Origin of the sequence: Sorangium sp. So ce381, from assembly GCF_051473845.1 — a bacterium.
Taxonomy (GTDB): Bacteria; Myxococcota_A; Polyangia; order Polyangiales; family Polyangiaceae; genus Sorangium; species Sorangium atrum.
Window position 1 is genome coordinate 10,883,976 of record NZ_CP150336.1, and the last position, 19,631, is coordinate 10,903,606.

The 19,631-nt window shown below is 73.6% G+C and carries 14 protein-coding genes; 7 read left to right on the forward strand and 7 right to left on the reverse strand.

The genetic code is table 11. The annotated features are described in order from the left end of the window. Positions 1 to 151 precede the first annotated feature (151 nt). From WMF29_RS40840 to WMF29_RS40850, 3 genes are read left to right on the forward strand one after another with little or no spacing between them, the layout of a single operon-like run. Positions 152 to 2,617, forward strand: coding sequence for an Hsp70 family protein (locus tag WMF29_RS40840; protein ID WP_437325490.1), 2,466 nt, complete (start codon positions 152 to 154; stop codon positions 2,615 to 2,617). Next, a complete protein-coding gene (locus WMF29_RS40845) occupies positions 2,617 to 3,000 on the forward strand; it encodes a hypothetical protein (RefSeq protein WP_012240257.1) in 384 nt (127 codons plus the stop codon). The genes WMF29_RS40840 and WMF29_RS40845 overlap by 1 nt, the downstream gene beginning before the upstream one ends. Then, on the forward strand, positions 2,997 to 4,550 hold the full coding sequence (locus WMF29_RS40850) for a hypothetical protein (protein ID WP_437325491.1): 1,554 nt from the start codon (positions 2,997 to 2,999) through the stop codon (positions 4,548 to 4,550). The genes WMF29_RS40845 and WMF29_RS40850 overlap by 4 nt, the downstream gene beginning before the upstream one ends. Positions 4,551 to 4,733: 183 nt before the next feature. On the opposite strand, the gene WMF29_RS40855 is transcribed toward WMF29_RS40850, so the two are convergent. Then, complete coding sequence (locus WMF29_RS40855) at positions 4,734 to 5,834, reverse strand: cation diffusion facilitator family transporter (RefSeq protein WP_437325492.1); 1,101 nt, start codon at positions 5,832 to 5,834, stop codon at positions 4,734 to 4,736. Further along, a complete protein-coding gene (locus WMF29_RS40860) occupies positions 5,831 to 7,063 on the reverse strand; it encodes an acetyl-CoA C-acetyltransferase (RefSeq protein WP_437325493.1) in 1,233 nt (410 codons plus the stop codon). Before WMF29_RS40860 ends, WMF29_RS40855 begins: the two co-directional genes overlap by 4 nt. Before the next feature lie 121 nt (positions 7,064 to 7,184). On the opposite strand from WMF29_RS40860, the gene orn reads away from it, so the two are divergent. Beyond that, positions 7,185 to 7,748, forward strand: coding sequence for an oligoribonuclease (gene orn, locus WMF29_RS40865; protein WP_437325494.1), 564 nt, complete (start codon positions 7,185 to 7,187; stop codon positions 7,746 to 7,748). A 526-nt stretch (positions 7,749 to 8,274) separates the two neighbouring features. Here the strand turns inward: orn and WMF29_RS40870 are convergent. From WMF29_RS40870 to WMF29_RS40880, 3 genes are all read right to left on the reverse strand, one after another. Further along, entirely contained in the window at positions 8,275 to 9,579 is a 1,305-nt protein-coding gene (locus WMF29_RS40870; protein WP_437325495.1) for a serine/threonine protein kinase, read from the reverse strand. 292 nt (positions 9,580 to 9,871) lie between these two features. Then, the gene (locus tag WMF29_RS40875) at positions 9,872 to 10,327 is read right to left on the reverse strand and encodes a helix-turn-helix domain-containing protein (RefSeq protein WP_272102373.1); all 456 of its coding nucleotides are present in this window, start codon (positions 10,325 to 10,327) and stop codon (positions 9,872 to 9,874) included. A 133-nt stretch (positions 10,328 to 10,460) separates the two neighbouring features. Then, entirely contained in the window at positions 10,461 to 12,272 is a 1,812-nt protein-coding gene (locus WMF29_RS40880) for an ABC transporter ATP-binding protein (RefSeq protein WP_437325496.1), read from the reverse strand. A 282-nt stretch (positions 12,273 to 12,554) separates the two neighbouring features. Here WMF29_RS40880 and WMF29_RS40885 point away from each other — a divergent pair, with 282 nt between their 5' ends. Continuing rightward, positions 12,555 to 12,932: a hypothetical protein gene (locus WMF29_RS40885; protein ID WP_272102371.1), complete on the forward strand. Its 378-nt coding sequence runs from the start codon at positions 12,555 to 12,557 to the stop codon at positions 12,930 to 12,932. Positions 12,933 to 13,440: 508 nt separating this feature from the next. Further along, on the forward strand, positions 13,441 to 13,953 hold the full coding sequence (locus tag WMF29_RS40890) for a hypothetical protein (protein WP_272102370.1): 513 nt from the start codon (positions 13,441 to 13,443) through the stop codon (positions 13,951 to 13,953). An 82-nt stretch (positions 13,954 to 14,035) separates the two neighbouring features. Here the strand turns inward: WMF29_RS40890 and WMF29_RS40895 are convergent, their stop codons facing one another. Both WMF29_RS40895 and argS read right to left on the reverse strand, forming a co-directional pair. Continuing rightward, complete coding sequence (locus WMF29_RS40895) at positions 14,036 to 15,268, reverse strand: choice-of-anchor L domain-containing protein (protein ID WP_437325497.1); 1,233 nt, start codon at positions 15,266 to 15,268, stop codon at positions 14,036 to 14,038. 280 nt (positions 15,269 to 15,548) lie between these two features. Continuing rightward, entirely contained in the window at positions 15,549 to 17,282 is a 1,734-nt protein-coding gene (argS, locus tag WMF29_RS40900) for an arginine--tRNA ligase (RefSeq protein ID WP_437325498.1), read from the reverse strand. A gap of 114 nt (positions 17,283 to 17,396) precedes the next feature. Here argS and WMF29_RS40905 point away from each other — a divergent pair, with 114 nt between their 5' ends. Next, positions 17,397 to 19,565 (forward strand): serine/threonine-protein kinase, encoded by a 2,169-nt coding sequence (locus WMF29_RS40905; protein ID WP_437325499.1) that lies wholly within the window; start codon positions 17,397 to 17,399, stop codon positions 19,563 to 19,565. The last annotated feature ends 66 nt before the right edge of the window (positions 19,566 to 19,631 follow it).

Sequence of the window (19,631 nt, forward strand, 5' to 3'; positions counted from 1 at the left end):
CTGCGCTGACGTGCGCCGTCCCCGTACCCCGAGGGCGGACGCGCCTCGCGACGAGCGGGCGCCCGCGGCGAGGCGCCGCGCGGGCGCTTCGCCGGGCGTGTTCCGTGCCTCACCGGGCGGCCGCCGTTCCGCGCGTGTATCCTTCCGAGCGATGGCTGCACGCCCGCTTTACGTCGGCATCGACCTCGGCACCACGAACTCGACCGCCGCCGCCTTCGACGGCGAGAAGGTCACCCTCGTCAGGAACTCCCAGGGCGCGACGCTCACCCCGAGCGTGGTGCGGATCGACGCGCGCGGGACGGTCACGGTCGGCGCGCGCGCGCGCCGGTTCCTGGAGAGCGATCCGCAGAACACCCGCGCGGAGTTCAAGCGGCTGATGGGGACGGCCCAGCCGATCGAGTTCGCGGCGGCGAAGGTCGCGAAGAAGCCCGAGGAGCTCGCCGCCGAGGTGCTGCGCTCCCTGCGCGCCGACGTCGCGGAGCACCTCGGGGTCCTGCCGGCCTCGGCGGTGATCTCCGTGCCCGCGCTCTTCGAGCTTCCCCAGAGCGCGGCGACGTCGGAGGCGGCGCGGCGGGCGGGGTTCGAGCGCGTCGAGCTGATCCAGGAGCCGGTGGCCTCGGCGCTGGCCGCCGGCTGGACGGCCGAGGAGTCCACGGGCAGCTGGCTCGTCTACGACCTCGGCGGCGGGACGTTCGACGTCTCCCTGCTCGAGACGCGCGACGGGCTGCTGCGCGTCGTCGGGCACGACGGCGACAACTTCCTCGGCGGGCGCGATTTCGACTGGGCGATCGTCGACTGGGCGCTCGCCGAGATCGCGCGCACCCAGGGCGCGACCGTGAGCCGCGCCGATCCGCGGCACGCCGCCGCGCTCCGCAAGCTCAAGCTCGCGGTCGAGGAGATCAAGATCGAGCTCACCCGCGCCGAGGAGGCGGCGCTCGCGGTGCCCGCGGCGTTCGAGGTGGACGGCGCGCCCGTCGACGTCGACCTGGTCCTGCGGAGGTCCACGCTCGACGCGCTCTGCGCGCCGATCATCGATCGCTCGATCGAGGTGTGCCGGCGGCTGCTCGCGGCGCACGGGCTCGATGCGTCGCAGCTCGCGCGCGTGGTGCTCGTGGGCGGGCCGACGGTGATGCCGGCGCTGCGCGAGCGCGTCCGGGAGGCGCTCGGCGCGCCCTTCGGCGAGGGGCTCGACCCGATGACCCTCGTCGCGCAGGGCGCCTCGATCTACGCGGCGACGGCGGGGCTCGACGCGCGGGCCTCCTCCTCGATCGTGCGGGCCAAGGAGGAGGGTCGCCGGCTGTGGCTCCAGTACCCGGCCATGTCGAGCGATCTCACGCCTCACGTTGTCGGCCGCGTCATGGAGGGGCCGGGGGCCGCGCCCGAGCGGATCCGGCTCGCGCGCGAGGGCGACGGGTGGACGAGCGCCGAGGCCCCGCTCGACGCCGAGGGGGCGTTCGTTGTGACCGTCGACCTGCTCCCGCGCCGGCCGAACGTCTTCAACATCGAGGCGAGCGCGGCCGGCGGCGCGAGGGTGCCGGTGCACCCGCAGACGATCACGATCGTCCAGGGGCTCACGATCGGAGATCCGCCGCTGTCGCGCACGATCGGGGTCGCGCTCGCGGACAACTCCGTGCGCGTCTACTTCGAGCGGGGCGCGCCGCTGCCGGCCCGGCGGACGTTCGTGCACCACAGCGTGGAGAGCGTCCCGAAGGGCTCCAGCGCGTGCGTGCTGAAGATCCCCGTCGTGCAGGGCGAGCTCGACGTCGCGCACCTCTGCCGCGTGGTCGGGGCGCTCGAGATCGACGGGAGCGGGCTCACCGCGACCCTGCCCGCGGGCTCGGCGATCGAGCTGACGCTCGAGCTCGATCGGGGCGGGCACCTCTCGGCGCGCGCGCTGATCCCGTCGCAGGGGCTCGTGTTCGAGCGCGTCGCGCACCTCCTCGTCCCCGAGGCGGCGCCCGAGGTGCTCGACGCCTCGCTCGCGGCCATGCGCGAGCGGCTCGCGGCGGTGCGCCACGCCGCCCTGCGCAGGGACGCGCCGCACGCGCTCGGCAAGGTCACGTACGTGGAGTGCGCGCTCGCCGAGGTGGAGCGCGACGCCGCCGCGGCGCGCGGCGGCGACGCCGACGCGGGGCAGAAGGCGCGGCGCGCGCTGCTCGAGCTCGACGTCCTGCTCGAGCAGGCCGAGGCCGACAAGCGCTGGCCGGAGCTCGACGCCGAGGCCCAGGCCGCCGTCGCGAACGCGTCGACGTGGATCTCACAGCTCGGATCGAGCACCGAGAAGGCGCTCCTCGAGGAGGCCGCGCAGGGCGTGGCGCGCGCGCGCGCCGAGAAGAACCAGGTCGAGCTGCAGCGGCAGCTCCGCCTGGTCCGCAACCTGAGCAGCGCGGCGTTCCACCGCCACCCGAAGGCGTGGGAGTGGATGTTCGAGGACGCCGCCTCCGAGGCGCACCAGGCCTCGGATCTGGTCCGCGCGCAGCGGCTCGTGCGCGACGGGCGCGGCGCGGCGGGGCGCGGCGACACGGCGGCGCTCCGGACGATCACCGAGGAGCTCTGGCGCCTCCTGCCGGTCGACGCGCAGAAGCGCAGGCTCGGCCACGAGTCCGGGGTGCGGTGATGGACGACGCGCTCGGCCGCATCCGCGACAACCCGTTCTACGTGCTCGGCCTGCGCCCGAGCGCGAGCCGCGCGGAGATCGAGCGCGAGGGGCAGAAGCTGCTCGGGATGCTGGAGCTCAAGCTGGCGAGCGCCGCGACGTACCCGACGCCGGTCGGCCCCGGCGCGCGGACGGCCGACAAGGTGCGGCAGGCCATGGCGGCGCTGCGGGACCCGGAGCGCCGCCTGGCGCACGAGGTCTGGGCGCGGCTCGACCCGAGGCCCCCGCCGAAGGACGACCTCGACGACGATCTCGGCGAGCTGCCGCCGCCGGAGCCGCCCGGGGAGGATCCGCGCGCGCCGTGGCCCGAGGCGCTGTCCGCGCTCGGCTGGAGGGCGCGATGAACTGGTTCGGCCTCCTGGTGCTCGCCCTCCTCGCGCGGGTGATCAGCGAGGCGACCGCGCGGAAGGCGTCGCCCGGGGCGGCGCCGCGCCCCCCGATGCTCGGCGTGGGCCTCTGGAACGTCGTCGTGCTGTTCGTCTTCGTGCCGATCGCGATCCTCCTCGCGCTCGCGCTCGCGGGGGGTCAGCTCTGGTGCGCGGTGCCGCTCGCGCCGCTGGCGTTGCTCATGGCGCCCTGGCCCCTCGCTCGCCACGTGATCATCCCGCTCGGGCTTCCGCGCGCCGCGTACTGCGCCGCGTGGCTGTCGGACTGGACCTTTCGCGCCGACCGGCGCGGCGGCGCGGCGCTCGCGGCCGCGTGGGCGCTCTGCCGCGCGCGGAAGCCGGGCGCCGCGGTGGAGGCCTGGGTCAGCGAGCTGATCGAGCGCGGCGGGGAGCGCATCGGCGCGGGGCCTGCGCCGTCTCCGACGTCGCCGAGCGCCGTTCCGCTGCGCGGCGCGGGGATCGCCGCCGGCGCGATGCTCGCGGCGCACCGCGGGGACGTGGAGGGCGCGCGGGAGCTCTTCGACAGCGTCGCCAGCCTGGACGAGCGCGCGTGCCCCCGCGAGGCCCGCCGCATCGCCGCGGGCTGGCTCGCCGCCGAGGCGGCCTCCCGCGGCGACTGGGCGGCCGTGTCCGCGCACGCGTGCGTGGGGGGCGGCCGGGCGCTGTCGCTGCTCGGCGCCATCGCCGCGCGGCTTGTCGGCGAGGAGCCCGCGCCCGGGGCGCTCGAGCTCTGGCTGCGCTGGCTCATCGCGCCCCGCCGCCGCGCCACGCTGCCGCTCGTGCGCCGCGCCCTGGCCGCGGGCGCGGGCGCGCCGCGCCCGGAGCCGGAGGCGCCCGAGCCCTGCGCCGCGAAGGTCGCCGAGGGGGACCTGTGGAGCCGGGCGGTGCTGCTCCACGCCGCGCTTCTGCTCCGGCCTCGGGGCCAGGTCTCGGGCGACGACCTCAGGCGGCTCGGCGGCGCGTGGGACGCGGCGCTCGACGACGAGCGCGCGCAGGCCGAGCTCCGCGAGCGCGCGGCGTCGCTCGGCGCCTCGGGGGCGCAGGCGGCGCTCGGCCCGCTCGCGCGCGCGGTCGAGGAGGATCTCGCGGCGACGCTGCGCGCGGCGCGCGTGCCGCGCGAAGCGTGGGACGACCTCGGCGCGACCATCGGCCGCACGCACCGGCGCCTCCGGGACGAGCTCCTGTCCGAGGTGGAGATCGCGTGCGACGCCCTGCGCCGCCGCGTCGACGAGCGGCGCGAGCTCCCGCCGCTCTCGGAGTGGCGCGAGTGGACCGCGCTGCGCGCGCAGTACGAGGCCGCGGCGGTGCTGGTCGGCACGGAGTTCCGCCGCCTCGCGTTCCCCAAGCTGCACGCCGACGTGTGCCACGCGGCCGTCTGGCTGTTCAACACGCGCAAGGAGCGGGCGATCGCGAACGCGATGTTCCGGTGGCTCCTCGCCGAGGCCGAGGCGCTCGGCGACTCGCGCCTCACGGGGCTCCAGCGCGGCAACGTCGACTGCGGCGTGTGACGCGGGCCGGAGAGCCGGATCTAGAGCGGCGCTCAGCCGCCCCTGAACCACGCGTCGCCGAGCGGCGGTCACCCGCGCAGGAGACGGGCCCAGATCGGCGTTTTCGGCGCGGAAGCGCACGAAAGGGCGCTGAGCACCGAAAACGTCGAGATGGGCCCGTCTCCGACGCGGGTGACCGCCGCTCTAAGCGCCCGCGGGCCCGTCCCCGCGCGGCGCCCCGGCGCCCGGCCGCCTGAGCGTCACCAGGTGCTCCTCCTGGAGCGGCTCCGGCTGGATCGTGCAGTGGTTGAGCGCGTGCTTCTCGCGCAGCCGCCGGGCCACCGCGGCGGCCACGTTCGTGCCATGGTGCCCCTTGGCGAGGACCACGTGCACGGTGAGCACGTTGAAGCCGTCGGAGATCGACCAGACGTGCAGATCGTGGAAGTCGACGACGCCGGGCACGCTCCGGATGGTGTCCTCGACGTGGGCGAGATCGATCTCGATCGGGCTGCCCTCCATGAGCACACGGGACGTGTCGCGCACGAGCCGCCAGCCGCCCCAGAGCACGAGGGCGCCGATGGCCGCGCTGATCACCGGGTCGGCCCGCGTCCAGCCGAAGGAGAGGATGAGCACGCCCGCCGCGATGGCGCCGATCGAGCCGAGCGCGTCCGACACCACGTGCGCCAGCGCGGCCCGCGTGTTGATGTTGTGCCCGTGCTCGCCGGTCGAGAGCAGCACCGCCGCGACCACGTTCACGATGAGCCCCAGCGCCGCGGTGATCGCCAGCGCCTCGGCGTGCACCGCCTGCGGCGCGCGCCAGCGGTGGGCCGCCTCGATGAAGATCCAGATCGCCGTCAGCGCCAGCGCGACGCCGTTGGCGAAGGCCGCGAGCACCTCCGCGCGCCGGAATCCGTACGTCCGCTCGCGCGTCCGCGCCTGCGCCGCGATGCGCTGGGCGATGATGGCGATGCCGAGCGCCGCGGCGTCCGCGAGCATGTGGCCCGCGTCGGCCAGCAGGGCGAGGCTCTTCGACCACCACCCGACCGCCGCCTCGACGACCAGGAACGACGCCGTGAGGGCGAACGCCGCGATCAGCCGGCGGAGCGGCGCGCGCCGGAGATCGTGGCTGTGGTCATGGTGGTGCGGGTCGCCGTGGTCGTGGTCGTGGCCGTGATCGCTCCCTGGAGCGTGGTGATGCCCGTGATCGTGCCCCTCGCCGCGTCGAGCGCCGCGCCCGTGCTGGTGCTCGTGAGAGGCGCTCTCGTGCTCATCGCGCACCTCCATCACCGCGCCGGAGCGGCTCACACCCGCTCGATGATGGTGGCCACGCCCATCCCTCCGCCGATGCACAGCGTGATCAGCGCGGTGGCCTTGCCGGCGCGCTCCAGCTCGTCGAGCGCCGTCCCGATCAGGCAGGCCCCGGTCGCGCCGAGCGGGTGCCCGAGCGCGATCGCGCCGCCGTTCACGTTGACGCGGTCGAGGTCGATGCCGAGCTTGCGCGCCGTCTGCAGCGGCACCGCCGCGAACGCCTCGTTGATCTCCCAGAGATCGACGTCGCGCGCCTGCATGCCCGCCTTCTTGAGCGCGCGCTCCGACGCGGGCGCAGGGGCCGTCAGCATGATCACCGGCTCGGCGCCGGCCGTCGCCGTGGCGCGGATCCTCGCCCGCGGGGCGAGCCCGTGCGCCTTCACGTAGTCGCCGGACGCGAGCAGCACGACGGCCGCCCCGTCCACGATGCCGCTCGAGTTGCCCGCCGTGTGCACGTGCTGGATCGACGCCACCTGCGGATAGCGCGCTAGCGCCAGCGCATCCACGGTCTCGCCGGCGGGGCCCATCGGCGTCGACCCGAGGCTGGCGAACGCGGGCTCGAGCTTCGCGAGGGCCTCCATCGTCGCCCCGGCGCGCGGGTGCTCGTCCCTGTCGAGCAGCGGCTTGCCGTCGAGATCGACGACCGTGAACAGGCTCTTCGCGAAGCGCCCCTCGCCCGCCGCCCGCTCGGCCTTGCGCTGGCTCTCCAGCGCGAAGCGGTCGACGTCGTCGCGCGAGAAGCCCTCGATCGTGGCGATGAGGTCCGCCGAGATGCCCTGCGGGACCATCGCGAGCTTCTTGCGGAGGGCGAGGTTGTTCCCGTCGAGGGGCGCGCCGTCCGAGCCCATCGGCACGCGCGACATGCTCTCGACGCCGCCGCCGATGGCGACCTCCTGCTGGCCGGACATGACCCCCATCGCCGCGAAGTTCACCGCCTGCGCGCCCGAGCCGCAGAAGCGGTTGACGGTCACGCCGGTCACGGCGTCCGGCCAGCCGGCCGCGAGGATGGCGGTGCGCGCGATGCACGCCCCCTGCTCGCCCGCCTGGGTCACGCACCCGACGACCACATCCTCGACGTCCTGCTTGCGGACGCCGGTCTTCTCGGCGAGGCGATTGAGCGTTTGCGCGAGGAGCTCTTGAGGGTGCACGCCCGAGAGCGCTCCCTTGCCCGCCTTGCCTCGGCCGCGCGGCGTGCGAACGGCATCCACGATGAAGACGTCTCGCATGACAGGCCTCCGAGCCCGATGTCCGGCCCGTGCTTAGCACACCGCCCGTTCCCGGGGCAGCCTCGGTCGCGACGGGTCTCGGTGGACCGGAGCCGGCGCGGATCGGCTATGCTCGCCGCCGATGACGGACCGGTCGCAGCGCATGGTGTGGGTCGATCTCGAGATGACGGGGCTCGACGAGAGCTCGTGTGCGATCGTGGAAATCGCGACCATCGTCACGGAGCCCGACCTGACCGTGGTCGCCGAGGGGCCGTGCCTCGTCATCCACCAGGCGGAGAGCGTCCTCGCGGGGATGAGCGACTTCGTCCGCGATCTCCACGAGCGCTCGGGGCTCCTCGAGCGCATCCGCGCGTCCACGCTCTCGGTCGGCGACGCGGAGTCCCAGACGCGGGCGTTCCTCGAGGCGCACTGCGACAAGGGAACGGCCGTGCTGTGCGGCAACTCCGTGTGGAAGGACCGCGCCTTCCTGCAGCGCTACATGCCGGAGCTCCTCTCCTTCCTGCACTACCGCATCGTGGATGTCTCGACCCTCAAGGAGCTCGTGCGCCGCTGGTACCCGACGCGCGCGGCGCCCAGGAAGCGCGAGATCCACCGCGCGCTCGACGACATCCGCGAGTCGATCGAGGAGCTCAGGTGGTACCGGGCGAGCGTGTTCCAGCCGCTCCCTGGGAACGAGCTCCGCTGAGCGCTCGCGGAGCGCCGAGGGGAGTCTGAAGGCCGCCCGCGTCCTCGGGCTTGCGGTTCAGCGTCCCCGCTCGCCGGCGTCCTCAACCTCGGTCGGTTCGCCCGCCCGACGCCTCAACCTCGGTCGATTCGGCCCGCCGGCACCTCAACCTCGGTCGGCGCCCTGCCCTCAACCTCGGTCGGTTCACCCGCCCGACGCCTCAACCTCGGTCGGTTCGCCCCGCCGGCACCTCAACCTCGGTCGATTCGGCTCGCCGGCACCTCAACCTCGGTCGGTTCGCCCCCGCCGGTACCTCAACCTCGGTCGGTTCGCCCAGCGCCTCGCCCTCCGAAATCCGGCTGAAAAGGCGGCTCTGCTGGCAATCGAAGAAAAATTCTCCGCGAAGTGAGAAAATACGATCGATCGAGGCAATGCTTTTAGTAGGGTAGCCATGCGTCCAGGCCTCCGGCACGAGGTCTGCGGCGTAGACACCCCGGCGGCCCCAATCCGCCGGGGTGTCGTTTGCTACCGGACTTGCGGGATTGCCTTAAAAAAGCTGGTCGCCGTACCACCGTGGCCCGGGGCTACCCTTGGCTTCCACGGCCGGAGTCGCGACCAGCGGGGCCGGCTCGACACGGTGCGTCGCCCCGGACTTCGTCGCCGGCGCCTCGACGGACGGACCCACCGCCTCCGAGGCGCCGGGGTCGCACTGTGCCGGTGAGGCTGTCGACTCATCGCGATGTGAATCACTTGCGTGCGCCGGCGGCTCGGCCGGTGGGGGCGGTGTCCCCCGTTGGGCGATGTACGAGCTCAACGGCACCGCGACGGCGGCGCTCGTCAACGCCACGAGCAGCAGCGCTCCACCGGCCAACAGGACGTTGTTGCGCGAGCGCGGTGCGGCGATCTCGACGACGGGGTGCCGCATGGCCTCCGGAGGGAAGGTCCCGGTGGGCAGCGTGTTGCGGGACGCCGGAGCGGGCACGCTCCGCTCCGTATCCGGCGCCGACTCCTGCAGTGACGGGGCCCCCGCTGCTTGCGGGCGCGCCACCCTCGGCGGCGGAGCGCCCCCCGCCAGCGGCGCCGCAGCAACGAGCAGCGGCCGCACGGCGGCCATGAGCTCGTGGACCGTCTGGAACCGCGCGTCAGGGTCCTTGGCGAGCGCCCGGGTCAGCGCCTCGTTCACCTGGGCCGACACTCCCTCGAGCGGCGGCGGCACCTCGTCGAGCGCGCACACATCCAGATCGTCGCGGCCGTCGAACGGGCGCTGACCCCCGAGGAGGCAATACAGCAGCATCCCGAGGCCGTAGACGTCGGTTCGTTGATCGATCGCACGCGAGTCGAAGAGCTCCGGCGCCCGGTACCGCGCCGCATCCGCCATGGCGTCCTCGGGCGCCCCGAACAGCAGGTGCAGCCCGAACGCCCTCAGGACAGCGGCGCCTTGACCGGTGACCACCACCGTGTGCGGGCCGAGATCCCCGTGCGAGAGCCCCAGCGCGTGCGCCGCGCCGAGCGTCCGCGCGACGTCGACGACGAGCTCGTACGCGACGGAGCGAAGCCGGGGCAGCAGATCTTCCACCGAGGGATCGTCGCTCTGCCGGGCAGCGATCCACCCCGCGTCTCCCTCCATCCCGCCCGCGATCACAGGCACGATGCCGTGCACCCCCGCAGACAGCGAGAGGAGCCGCTCCAGCGCGCCGCGGAACACATCGGCGTCGGTGCCCATGCCCTCCTGGACATAGAGCGTCACCTCGCGGCCATCCGCGTCGAGCGCGCGATACGCCTCCGCCGGAGCGGGAGAGTCGAGGCTCGCGACGATGGTGTAGCCCGCGAACTCCTGCCCCAGGATCACCATGGCCCCTCCGCCTCGGCCAGCGCGATGGAGACGGAGGATTCAGGTCCCGCGCGCGGGAAGAAGAAAAGGGAGAGGACGGCGCGGCGCGCGCTCTTCAATGCTGGCTGCGGTGTTGGATCAGCCCAAAAGATTCTGCTCACTGCGTCGGACCTCCGGCACGAGGTTCGAGTCCATGACACCCCCGGACACGGCGCGGGGAACATCGGTTGGCGGGGACAGTAACAGAGGTCTCAGGCGCGCGGAAGCCGTCGCCAGCGCGGACCGGCGCCACGGAGCGCGCGAGGCGGGTCTATCACTTTCCGGAACGACGGCTCGACGGCGGAGTAATACGCCCTGAGAAAGCGCGCTCCGGCCGGGGCGACTTGGGCGGAGCTGCCGGGCGTGCGCGCTCCGGATCTTCGCTGGCGAGGGCGAGCATTGCTTGCTTTCTCGGTGAATCGTCAGGCTCCATGAGCAGAAAGAGGATCGCGCTCTGGAGCGTCTCCTCGGCCTGGTCAAAGCGCTCTGCCACGATGGATGCGACAGGGCTGCGCCCGTCGCCGGGGAGCAGGAGGCGCGGCTCGCACTGGAGCCCCTGGGCGATCAGGCCGAGCGCGCCGAGCCCGAGATCCCGCTCGCCTCGCTCGACCTGCCGCAGGTACGTGGCCGAGAGCTGCGCCCGCTCCGCGAACTCCTGCATGCTGAGCCCACGGAGCAACCGGAGGATGTGGACCGCCTGGCCGACCTCCTTGGGGAGCGTGTCGCGCATGAGCGCGAGCCTAGCAGGCAGAGCTCGCCTGAGCCCCCGAGAAGGCAGGCCGCCTCGCGTGAGCAGCGCGCCGCCTCGCGTGAGCAGCGCGCCGCTCGCTCGCCGGCGCGCCGAACGCGCCGCGCCGGCGGCGCTACAGGTACCCTTCGGCCTGCAGCGCGAACATGCGGGCATAGCGCTGGCCGCGGGCGACGAGCTCGTCGTGGGTGCCTTCCTCGACGATGCGCCCGCCGTCGAGCACGACGATGCGGTCGGCCATGCGCACGGTCGGGAAACGGTGAGAGATGACGATGGTCGTCCGCCCCTTCGACAGCGACCGGAACCGCTGGAAGACCGCGTGCTCGGCCTCGGCGTCGAGCGCCGCGGTCGGCTCGTCGAGCACGAGGATGTCGGCCTGCTCGCGCATGAAGGCGCGCGCGAGCGCCACCTTCTGCCACTGCCCGCCGCTCAGCTCGACGCCGCCCTTGAACCAGCGCCCGAGCTGCGCGTCGAGGCCCCCGGGCACGGTCGTCACGACCTCGTCGGCGCCGCCCTCGGCGACCGCGCGCGCGACGCGCGGCTCGTCCGCGAGGTGCTCGACGCTGCCCAGCCCGACGTTCTCGCGCAGCGTGAGCTGGTATTGGTTGAAGTCCTGAAAGACGACACCGATCCTCCGGCGGAGCGCGTCGGGCTCCCAGGCGCGGAGATCCTTGCCGTCGAGCAGGATTCGCCCCTCGGTGGGCTCGTACAGCCGCGCGAGCAGCTTGATGAACGTGGTCTTTCCGGCGCCGTTGTGCCCGACGAGCGCCAGGCTCTGGCCGCTCGGGATGTGGAGATCGATCCCCCGGAGCGCCCAGCGCGACTGGCCAGGATACCGGTAGCCGACGCCCTCGAACCGCACGCCCCGGTCGTGCGCGCCGTCGGCCGACAGGGGCGCAGGCGCATCTCCGCTGACGGCCGGCAGCGCGGCCGGCTCGCCGGTCGGGATGGCCAAATACTGAAAGAGATTCGACATGTAGAGGTTGTGCTCGTACATGCCGCCGACGCCGGCGAGGACGGCCTGGAACGCCTGCTGGCCTTGCCGGAAGGCGGCGACGTAAAGGACCATCTCGCCGAGCGAGAGCCTCCCCGCCGCGGCGCCGGCCGCCATGGCGCCATAGCACCCGTAGAACGCGGCGGTGCCGAGGAGCGACAGGCCGTAGGACCACCCGGCGCGGCGGACCGCGAGGGCGCTGTCCTCCCGGTAGAACGACGTCGCGAGCGCCTTGTACCGCTCGAGGAACATCGGCCCGAGCCCGAAGAGCTTCACCTCCTTGGCGTGGCCGTCGTTGGCGAGCACGTACTCCAGATAGTTGAGCTGGCGGGCCTCGGGAGAGCGCCAGTTCCGGAGGCGGAACGCCGCGCCGGAGAAGCGAGCCTCGGCGACCGTGGCGGGGACGGCCGCGAGCACGAGCGCGATCACCGCGAGGGCGCTGAACCCGACGAGCAGCGCGGCGTACCCCGCGAGCGTGATCAGGTTCTGCACGAGGGAGAAGCTCTCGGTCACGACGGAGGCGGGGCGAGACGACGCCTCGCGGCGCGCGCGGGTGAGCTGGTCGTAGAACTCCGAGTCTTCGAAATGGACCAGCGAGAGCGAGAGCGCCTTCTCGAGGATCATCCCGTGGATGTCGATCGAGAGCCGCGCGCCGAGCAGCTGCCGCATCAGCGAGAGCCCGCGCTGCACGAGCGCGAGCGCGGCCACGAGGCCGAGCTCGACCGAGACCCACACGAGCGCCGCGCGCTCATCGCGGGCGACCACCGCGTCGGTGATCGCCTTTCCCACGTAGGCCACCCCGAGCGGCAGCCCCGCCGCGGCGAGCGTGAGCGCGCCGAGGGCGACGCTCGCCGCCTTCGACGAGCGCCAGACGAGCTGGAGCGTCCGTGGGGTGTAGGCAAAGCTGTCCCGCAGGCGGGAGAGGCCGAGCATGGACGGCAGATTCTAACCACGCCGCGGCGCCCCGCCCGCGAAGACCCGCGAGGGCGCGAGGGCGCGAGGGCGCGAGGGCGCGAGGGCGCGAGGGCGCGAGGGCGCGAGGGCCGAGGAACGCGAACGCGGCCGCGGCGACCACGGGCTGCCTCCCGCGGGCGGGGTGATGACTAGCGCGCGAGCGCGCGAGCGCGGGCGCTCGACGGGCGGGCGAGCAGGCAGGACGCGGTGGCGGGCGCGCGCCCGGCGCGGTATCCCGGGGCTCCGAAAAGGAGGCTCTTCATGTCGAGCATGTCCACGTTGACCATGGGCTACGGAGCGCTGCTCACAGCGCTCGGCGTCGGAGGATTCGCGGCGACGAGCGCGCCGACGGCGCTCATCCCGGCCGGCTTCGGGGTCGTCGCGATCGGGCTCGGCCTGCTCGCGCGACAGGAGAGGTACCGCATGCACGCCATGCACGCGTCGGCCATGGTCGGCGTCCTCGGCTTCCTCGGCTCCGCGCGCGGCCTGGCCCAGCTGCCGACGCTGCTCTCCGGCGGCGACGTGGCGCGCCCGCCGGCCGTCATCGCCCAGTCGGTGATGGCCGTCCTCTCGGCGGGCTACGTCGCGCTCTGCGTGCGATCCTTCGTCACGGCGCGCCGCGCCGCCGCCCGCACCTGAGCGCGGCGCGCGCCGTCTCGCGTGAGGAGCGCGCCGCCCTGCCACGCGGCGCGCGCCGCCTCGCGCGAGGAGCGCGCCAGCGCGCCGCCCTGCCAGGGAGCCAAGGCCCCCTCACAGCCCGCTCCACCCATCGCCTTCCCATCCCCGTCCGGCCGGCGCGCTCCGTGCGGTCCTGTCGGGCGCGAGAGCCATCGAACGGCGCGCTCCTGCCGATCCGTAGAGAACGGCCGCTGCGGCTCCTCTCGCGTGGCGCGTGGTGGATGAGCCTCGTCCCCTCTCCTCACCCGCCTTACTCTGCACGTCCCATCTCTGCGTGTCCGATCTCCGCTCGTCGGATCCAGGCGCCCGCGCACCGAGGAGCTCTTTCATGTCGATTATTTGACAATCCGGACCGGCAGTCCGGAATGCTATAAATCCGCTCGCAAAAAGCCAGATCGGTGCCCTCGATGCCCGTGCATGATGTACTGTCATCGTCACCAGACCATCAACTACGAGAAGAGCGAGCACCATGCTTCGACGCGTCATTGCATTGGGGCTGACGGCGCCTTTTTTCCTTTCCTGCGAGGGGAGTGGTGGTGTCATCCAGATCTGGAATTGCGAGGAGTGCCTCAAGGGCTGGACCTGCACGGCGGACGCTTGCATCCCCCCGCACTGCAGCAATGACGTCACGGATGAGGACGAGGGAGAGACCGACCGCGACTGCGGCGGCTCGTGCCAGCCGTGCGGCTTCGGCGCCTCGTGCGAGACGGGCATCGACTGCAAGGAAGGCGTGTGTCGTCAGGGGGTTTGCCAGGCTCCGACCTGCGTCGACGGCGTGGCGAACGGCTTCGAGACCGGCATCGACTGCGGCACGCGCTCATGCCCGCTCTGCCCCGCGGGCGAGGGGTGCCTCACCGGCGAGAACTGCGCGTCCGGCGTGTGCAGGGAGCGTGTCTGCCAGGCGCCCTCGTGCGACGACGGGGTGCTGAATGGAAGCGAGCTCGCCGTGGATTGCGGGGGGGACTGCCTGACGTGCCGGTAGCCCGGAGCGCCCAGCGAGGCGGCCAGGCCTCGCGACCCCACCCCGACGAGGCGTCGGCGCGAGGGAGGAGCGCCCCCTCGCCTCAGAGGGGATTGACCGCGGGCGCCGTCTCCAGGCTGACCGTGCCGCCGGTCGCGATCCAGCGGAAGCCATCGATGAGCGCGGTCGAGTCGAAGCGATCGTCGCCGGTGTCGAACAGGATGAACCGGAGCGAGATCTCCTCGCCGCCGCGCACCGGCGCGCGGGTCTTGAGCCACCGGGTGCCGCCGTCGTGGCGCGGGCTGAACCCCGTCCCCACGAGCTCGCCCGAGCCGAGCGGACATCCGTCGCAGACATCGAAGAACGCGATATTGACGCTGACCGGCCTCCCCTCCCCGTCGAACGAGAGATTGCCGTTGTACGACCCGGGAGGCGCGGGCGTGGCCAGCGCGACGAATTGATCGTTGAAGTCCTCGCAGACCCACTCCGGGTATTCGAACGTATAGAACTTGAAGAGGAACTCGTAGCCGGTCGCGTTCGTCGGCGCGCGCAGGACGACCTCGAGGCCGATGTCGTCGTTGATGAAGCTGGACGGAGGACAGGCAGGGTTGTCCTGAGGGAACCCGGGGGGCGCTGTGCCGGCACCGTAGCTCGAGCAGCTCCCGGACCAGCAGGCGTCGGGGTGGCCAGGCAGGCGTGCGCTCCCCGTCGAGAGCGCGAGCAGGCGCGCGCCGCCCTGCACGTGCACGTTGGGGCCGAACCCATCGAAGACGCCAACCGCGGGCGACCGCTCTGCAGACGAGCCGTCCCCGCGGACATACCTCGCGGAGAGCACGCCCCACCGCCTGTCCTCGCGGGACGCGACGGCGCAGAGGTCGATCGCCTTGGCCCCGTTCACTGGGTCGAAGTCCTCCAGCGAGAGGCCCTCGTCGCACGGTGGCGGCACATCGTCGATCACACCGTCGCAATCCTCGTCCGCCGGCGCGGGGATATGGCCGCTCGCGTCAGGCTCGGTGACCTCGACCTCGATCGCGCCCGGATTCACATTTCCATCAACATCGTTGCAGTCGCCCTCCGCGGGCGTGAACCCGTCCCCGTCGCCGTCCACGTTGGGATCGGTGACAGGGATTGCGCCACCGGGGCCGAGCCCTGGCTCGCCCGGCTCATCGAGCCCGTCGGAGGCGTCCTCACCGATGGTCCCCGCGGGCTCACCGCGCCCGTCTCCCCCACCCCCCTGCGCGGACGCGCCGCCCACCGCGGAGCACCCGAGTGCAACGGCGAGCATCGCCGTCACGGCCATGCCGGTGCAGGGAAGAGCGATCCGTCGTTCGATCATGCTGCACTTTGCCATAGGGAACGGACCGACGTCCCACGCAACCTCGAGCGGGCGAGCGCAACCTCGGTTCGAACACGCACAGCTCACGCGAGCGCGGAGCTCACGCAGACGCGCAGCTCACGCGAGCGCGGAGCTCACGCAGACGCGCAGCTCACGCAGACGCGCAGCTCACGCAGACGCGCAGCTCACGCAGACGCGCAGCTCACGCGAGCGCGGAGCTCACGCAGACGTGCACCTCACGCAGACGCGCGCCCGCCGACGGGCGCCGCTGCCGGACGCTCTACATCCGCTCCGGCGCCTCGATCCCGAGCAGGCCGAGGCCCTTCGCCAGCACCTCCGCCGTCAGATCGCACAGCGCGAGGCGCGAGCGGCGCACCTCGTCGCTCTCGGCGCGGAGCACCGGGCAGCGCTCGTAGAAGGTCGTGAACGACCCCGCGAGCTCGAACAGGTAACCGCACAGGCGGTGCGGCTCGAGCGTGGCGGCCACGTCCTCCAGCACGGCGCCGAACCGGAGCAGCTCCAGCACGAGCGCCCGCTCCGCCGGCTCGCTCAGCACGATCCCGGCCTCGCGCGGCGACTCGACGCCGGCCTTCCGGAAGATCGACCGGATGCGGGCGTGCGCGTACATCAGGTAGGGCGCCGTGTTCCCCTCGAACGCCAGCATGCGATCCCAGTCGAACACGTAGTCCTTGATCCGGTCGCTCGAGAGATCGGCGTACTTCACCGCGCCCACGCCGACCGCCCGCGCCACGGCGTCTCCGGCCTCGGCGTCGAGCTCGGGGTTCTTCTCCCGCACCACCTTCGACGCGCGCTCCGTGGCCTCGTCGAGCAGGTCCGAGAGCTTCACGGTGTCGCCGCTCCTCGTCTTGAACATCTTCTTGTCGGCCCCGAGCACCGAGCCGAACGCCACGTGCTCGGCCCGGGCCGGCGGCGCGAGCCAGCCCGCCTCGCGCGCGGTCGCGAAGACCATCGCGAAGTGCTGGCTCTGCGGCGCGCCGACGACATAGACGATCCGGCGCGCGCCGACCGTCGTGAGGCGGTGGCGGATCGCCGCGAGATCCGTCGTCGCGTAGCCGTAGCCGCCGTCCTGCTTGCGCACGATGAGCGGCAGCGGCGCGCCGTCCTTGCCCGTGAAGCCGGCCGGGAAGACGCAGAGCGCGCCCTCGCTCTCGCGCGCCAGCCCCTTCTGGCCGAGCTCCTCGATGACGTCGGGCAGCATCGGGTTGTAGAAGCTCTCGCCGGCGAAATCCGCGTCGGTCAACGTCACGCCGAGGCGGCGGTAGACCGACTCGAAGTAGCGCGTCGACTCGCGCACGAGCTGCCGCCAGAGCGCGAGGGTCTGCTCGTCGCCGCCCTGCAGCCGCACGACCCGCCGGCGCGAGCGCTCGGCGAACGCCGGGTCGCCGTCGAACTTGGCGCGCGCCTGCCGGTAGAACGCGTCGAGATCGCCGACCGAGAGCTCCTGCGAGGCCGCGGCCTCGCCGAGATCGAGCATGTGCTCGATCAGCATGCCGAACGGCGTGCCCCAGTCGCCGAGGTGGTTCTGGCGGATCACGCGGTGGCCGAGCGCCTCGAGCACGCGCGCGAGGGCGTCGCCGATGATCGTGCTGCGGAGGTGGCCGACGTGCATCTCCTTCGCGGCGTTGGGGCCCGAGTAGTCGACGATCACCGTCTCGGGCTGCGCCGCGGGCGCGATCCCGAGCCGCCCGCCGCCCGCCGTCTCGGCGAGCTCGCGCGTGAGGTACGCGTCCTCGAGCGTCAGGTTCACGAAGCCGGGGCCCGCGATCTCGACCTTCCGGCAGATCCCGTCGAGCTGCAGCGCCGCGACGATCGCCGCCGCGACCTCGCGCGGCGGCCTGCCGAGGCGCTTGCCGAGCGCCATGGCGGCGTTCGCCTGGTAGTCGGCGTGGGTGGAGCGGCGCAGGGAAGGATCAACCGCGGCGTGCTCGGCGCCGAACGCGGCGGTGATCGCCGCCTGCAATGCGCGGGCGAGGGCGTGGACGGGATCGGCCATGGCGCATCCTTTGGCCCGGGCGCCCGGCCAATTCAATAGGCAAGCCGGCGCGGCCCCGCCACATCAGCGCACCTTTGACAAAAATCGGGGTAGGCCGGACAGTTCACGCCTCACGTGAGCGCTTCCCCGCCCCCTGCCCCCGGCGATCCGCCGCCCGCCGCGAGCAACGCGCTCGCGGAGAGCGCGGCGGCCCAGCTGGTCGGGACGGTCATCTCGGACCGGTACCGGATCGTGGAGCTCGTGGCGACGGGCGGGATGGGCGCGGTCTACAAGGCCGAGCACCTGCTCCTGCGCAAGTGGCTGGCCGTGAAGCTCCTCCTGCCCGAGGCGAAGGGCTCGCCGGAGCTCACGGCGCGCTTCGAGCGCGAGGCGATCGCGGGCGCGCACATCCAGCACCCGAACATCGCCTCGGCGACCGACTTCGGCACCCTCCCCGACGGCTCCCGGTTCCTCGTGCTGGAGCACGTCCGCGGCACGACGCTCGATCGCATCATCAAGAAGGGCCCCGTGCCCGCCCCGCGCGCCGCGGAGATCGCGCGGCAGATCGCGGCGGCGCTCGCCGCCGCCCACGAGCGCGGCGTCATCCACCGCGATCTGAAGCCGCGCAACGTCATGGTCGAGGACGGCACCGACGCGGTGAAGCTCATCGATTTCGGCCTGGCGAAGGTGCCGATCGAGCGCCTCTCCACGACGGACGCGCACAGCAGCGAGGCGCGGCCCGACGCCGGCCGGATCACGCTGAGCGGCATGGTCTTCGGCACGCTCGCGTACATGGCGCCCGAGGCGGCGCAGGGCATGGATCACGTCGACGAGCGCTCCGATCTCTACGCGCTCGGGCTCATCCTCTACGAGATGCTCGCCGGAAAGCACCCGTTCGACGCGATCCTCCCCGTCGAGATCTTCCGCGAGCAGATCCACACGGCGCCGCCGCCGCTCCGGCTGCGCGCCCCGGGCACGGCGGCGCCGCGCGAGCTCGAGGCGCTCGTGATGCGCATCCTGCGCAAGGACCCGGCGGAGCGCCCCGCGAACGCCCGCGCGCTGCTCGCGGCGCTCGACGCGGCCGTGCCGAGGTCCGAGGCGCTCGGCCTCCTCCCCTGGAAGGAGCCGCTCTCGAGCGGGGCGTGGCGGCTCAGCGACCCGCTGCGCGCGATCCCGCACGCCGCGCCGCCCGAGCTGCCGGCAGCGCAGGACCGCGCGGGCGCGGCCGGCGGCGCCGCGGCCAGGGGAGCCGCGGCCGGCGGCGCGGCGACCGGCAGCGCCGAGGCGGATGCGTTCGGCCTGCAGCTCGGGGCCGCCGGAGCCGACGGCGGGGCGCCCGGGAAGGCAGCGCGCGGGGCGGCAGGAGGCCGGCCGCGAGCGCGGAGGCGCGCGTGGGGCTGGCTCCTCGGGGTGGCCGCCGTGGCCGCGATGGGCGCGGCGGGCGCGCTGCTCCTCGGCCGGCTGCCCGCGGGCGCAGGCTGGCTGCGCGCGGGCGCCCCGGCGGCCGCCGGCCCGGAGCTCCAGGCGGCGCCCGCAGCGGCGCAGGCGGCCCCCGCCGGGGCGCCGGCCGCCCAGGCGCAGGACGCCCTCGCCCCCCCTCCGCAAGCCCCCTCCGCGGCGCCCGTCGCGAGCGCCTCGGCCCCCGGGTCGGCCGACGCCGCGGCGGCGCAGGACGCGGGCGCGGCGGCACCGGAAGCGGATGCCGCGGCGCCTGACGCGGGCGTGGCGTCGGCCGGCACGGGGCCGATCGAGGGTGCGGGCCTCCCGGCCGAGCGCGAGCGCCTCGTGGCGGCGGTCCGGGCGAAGCGGTGGGGCGACGCGGAGAGCGCGCTGCTCACGCTGCTCGAGAAGGATCGCGCCGCCTTCGAGCAGCGCGACGTGATGACGGCCGCGGCCGCCGTCGCCGTGAAGAGCTCGTACCGGACCGACGGCCGCGCGGACGCGATCTTCGACGCGCTGGAGGGCCGCCTGGGCCCGGAGGGCCTCGACATCGCCTACGAGATCGCGAGCGGCTACGGGGGCACTCAGGGCGGAAAGCGCGCGGCGGCGCTGCTCCGCCGCCCCGAGGTGCTGAAGCGCGCGAGCGTCCCGCTGCGCATCGCCGTGGCGCTGCGCGAGGCCCCCTGCCGGCGCAAGGAGGCGCTCTTCGAGCGCGCGGCGCTCGAGGGGGACGCGCGCGCGCTCGTGTTCCTGGAGATGCTCCGCTCGTCGCAGTGCCAGCCGCGCATCGGGCAGTGCTGCTTCCACCACCACGCGGGGCTCGAGAACGCGGTGCGCGCCCTGCGGGACCGGCTGCGCTACTGAGCCGACCGCGCCCGCGCGGCGCGGGCTCCCGGCGCGAGGCGGCCCCGAGGGCCGCCGAGATGGGCT

Coding starts and splice junctions, on each gene's coding strand:
- WMF29_RS40895 (WP_437325497.1), bottom strand. CDS start 15,268: ATGATCGAACGACGGATCGCTCTTCCCTGCACCGGCATGGCCGTGACG.
- WMF29_RS40860 (WP_437325493.1), bottom strand. CDS start 7,063: ATGCGAGACGTCTTCATCGTGGATGCCGTTCGCACGCCGCGCGGCCGA.
- WMF29_RS40845 (WP_012240257.1), top strand. CDS start 2,617: ATGGACGACGCGCTCGGCCGCATCCGCGACAACCCGTTCTACGTGCTC.
- WMF29_RS40875 (WP_272102373.1), bottom strand. CDS start 10,327: ATGCGCGACACGCTCCCCAAGGAGGTCGGCCAGGCGGTCCACATCCTC.
- WMF29_RS40890 (WP_272102370.1), top strand. CDS start 13,441: ATGCTTCGACGCGTCATTGCATTGGGGCTGACGGCGCCTTTTTTCCTT.
- orn (WP_437325494.1), top strand. CDS start 7,185: ATGACGGACCGGTCGCAGCGCATGGTGTGGGTCGATCTCGAGATGACG.
- argS (WP_437325498.1), bottom strand. CDS start 17,282: ATGGCCGATCCCGTCCACGCCCTCGCCCGCGCATTGCAGGCGGCGATC.
- WMF29_RS40870 (WP_437325495.1), bottom strand. CDS start 9,579: ATGGTGATCCTGGGGCAGGAGTTCGCGGGCTACACCATCGTCGCGAGC.
- WMF29_RS40880 (WP_437325496.1), bottom strand. CDS start 12,272: ATGCTCGGCCTCTCCCGCCTGCGGGACAGCTTTGCCTACACCCCACGG.
- WMF29_RS40850 (WP_437325491.1), top strand. CDS start 2,997: ATGAACTGGTTCGGCCTCCTGGTGCTCGCCCTCCTCGCGCGGGTGATC.
- WMF29_RS40840 (WP_437325490.1), top strand. CDS start 152: ATGGCTGCACGCCCGCTTTACGTCGGCATCGACCTCGGCACCACGAAC.
- WMF29_RS40885 (WP_272102371.1), top strand. CDS start 12,555: ATGTCGAGCATGTCCACGTTGACCATGGGCTACGGAGCGCTGCTCACA.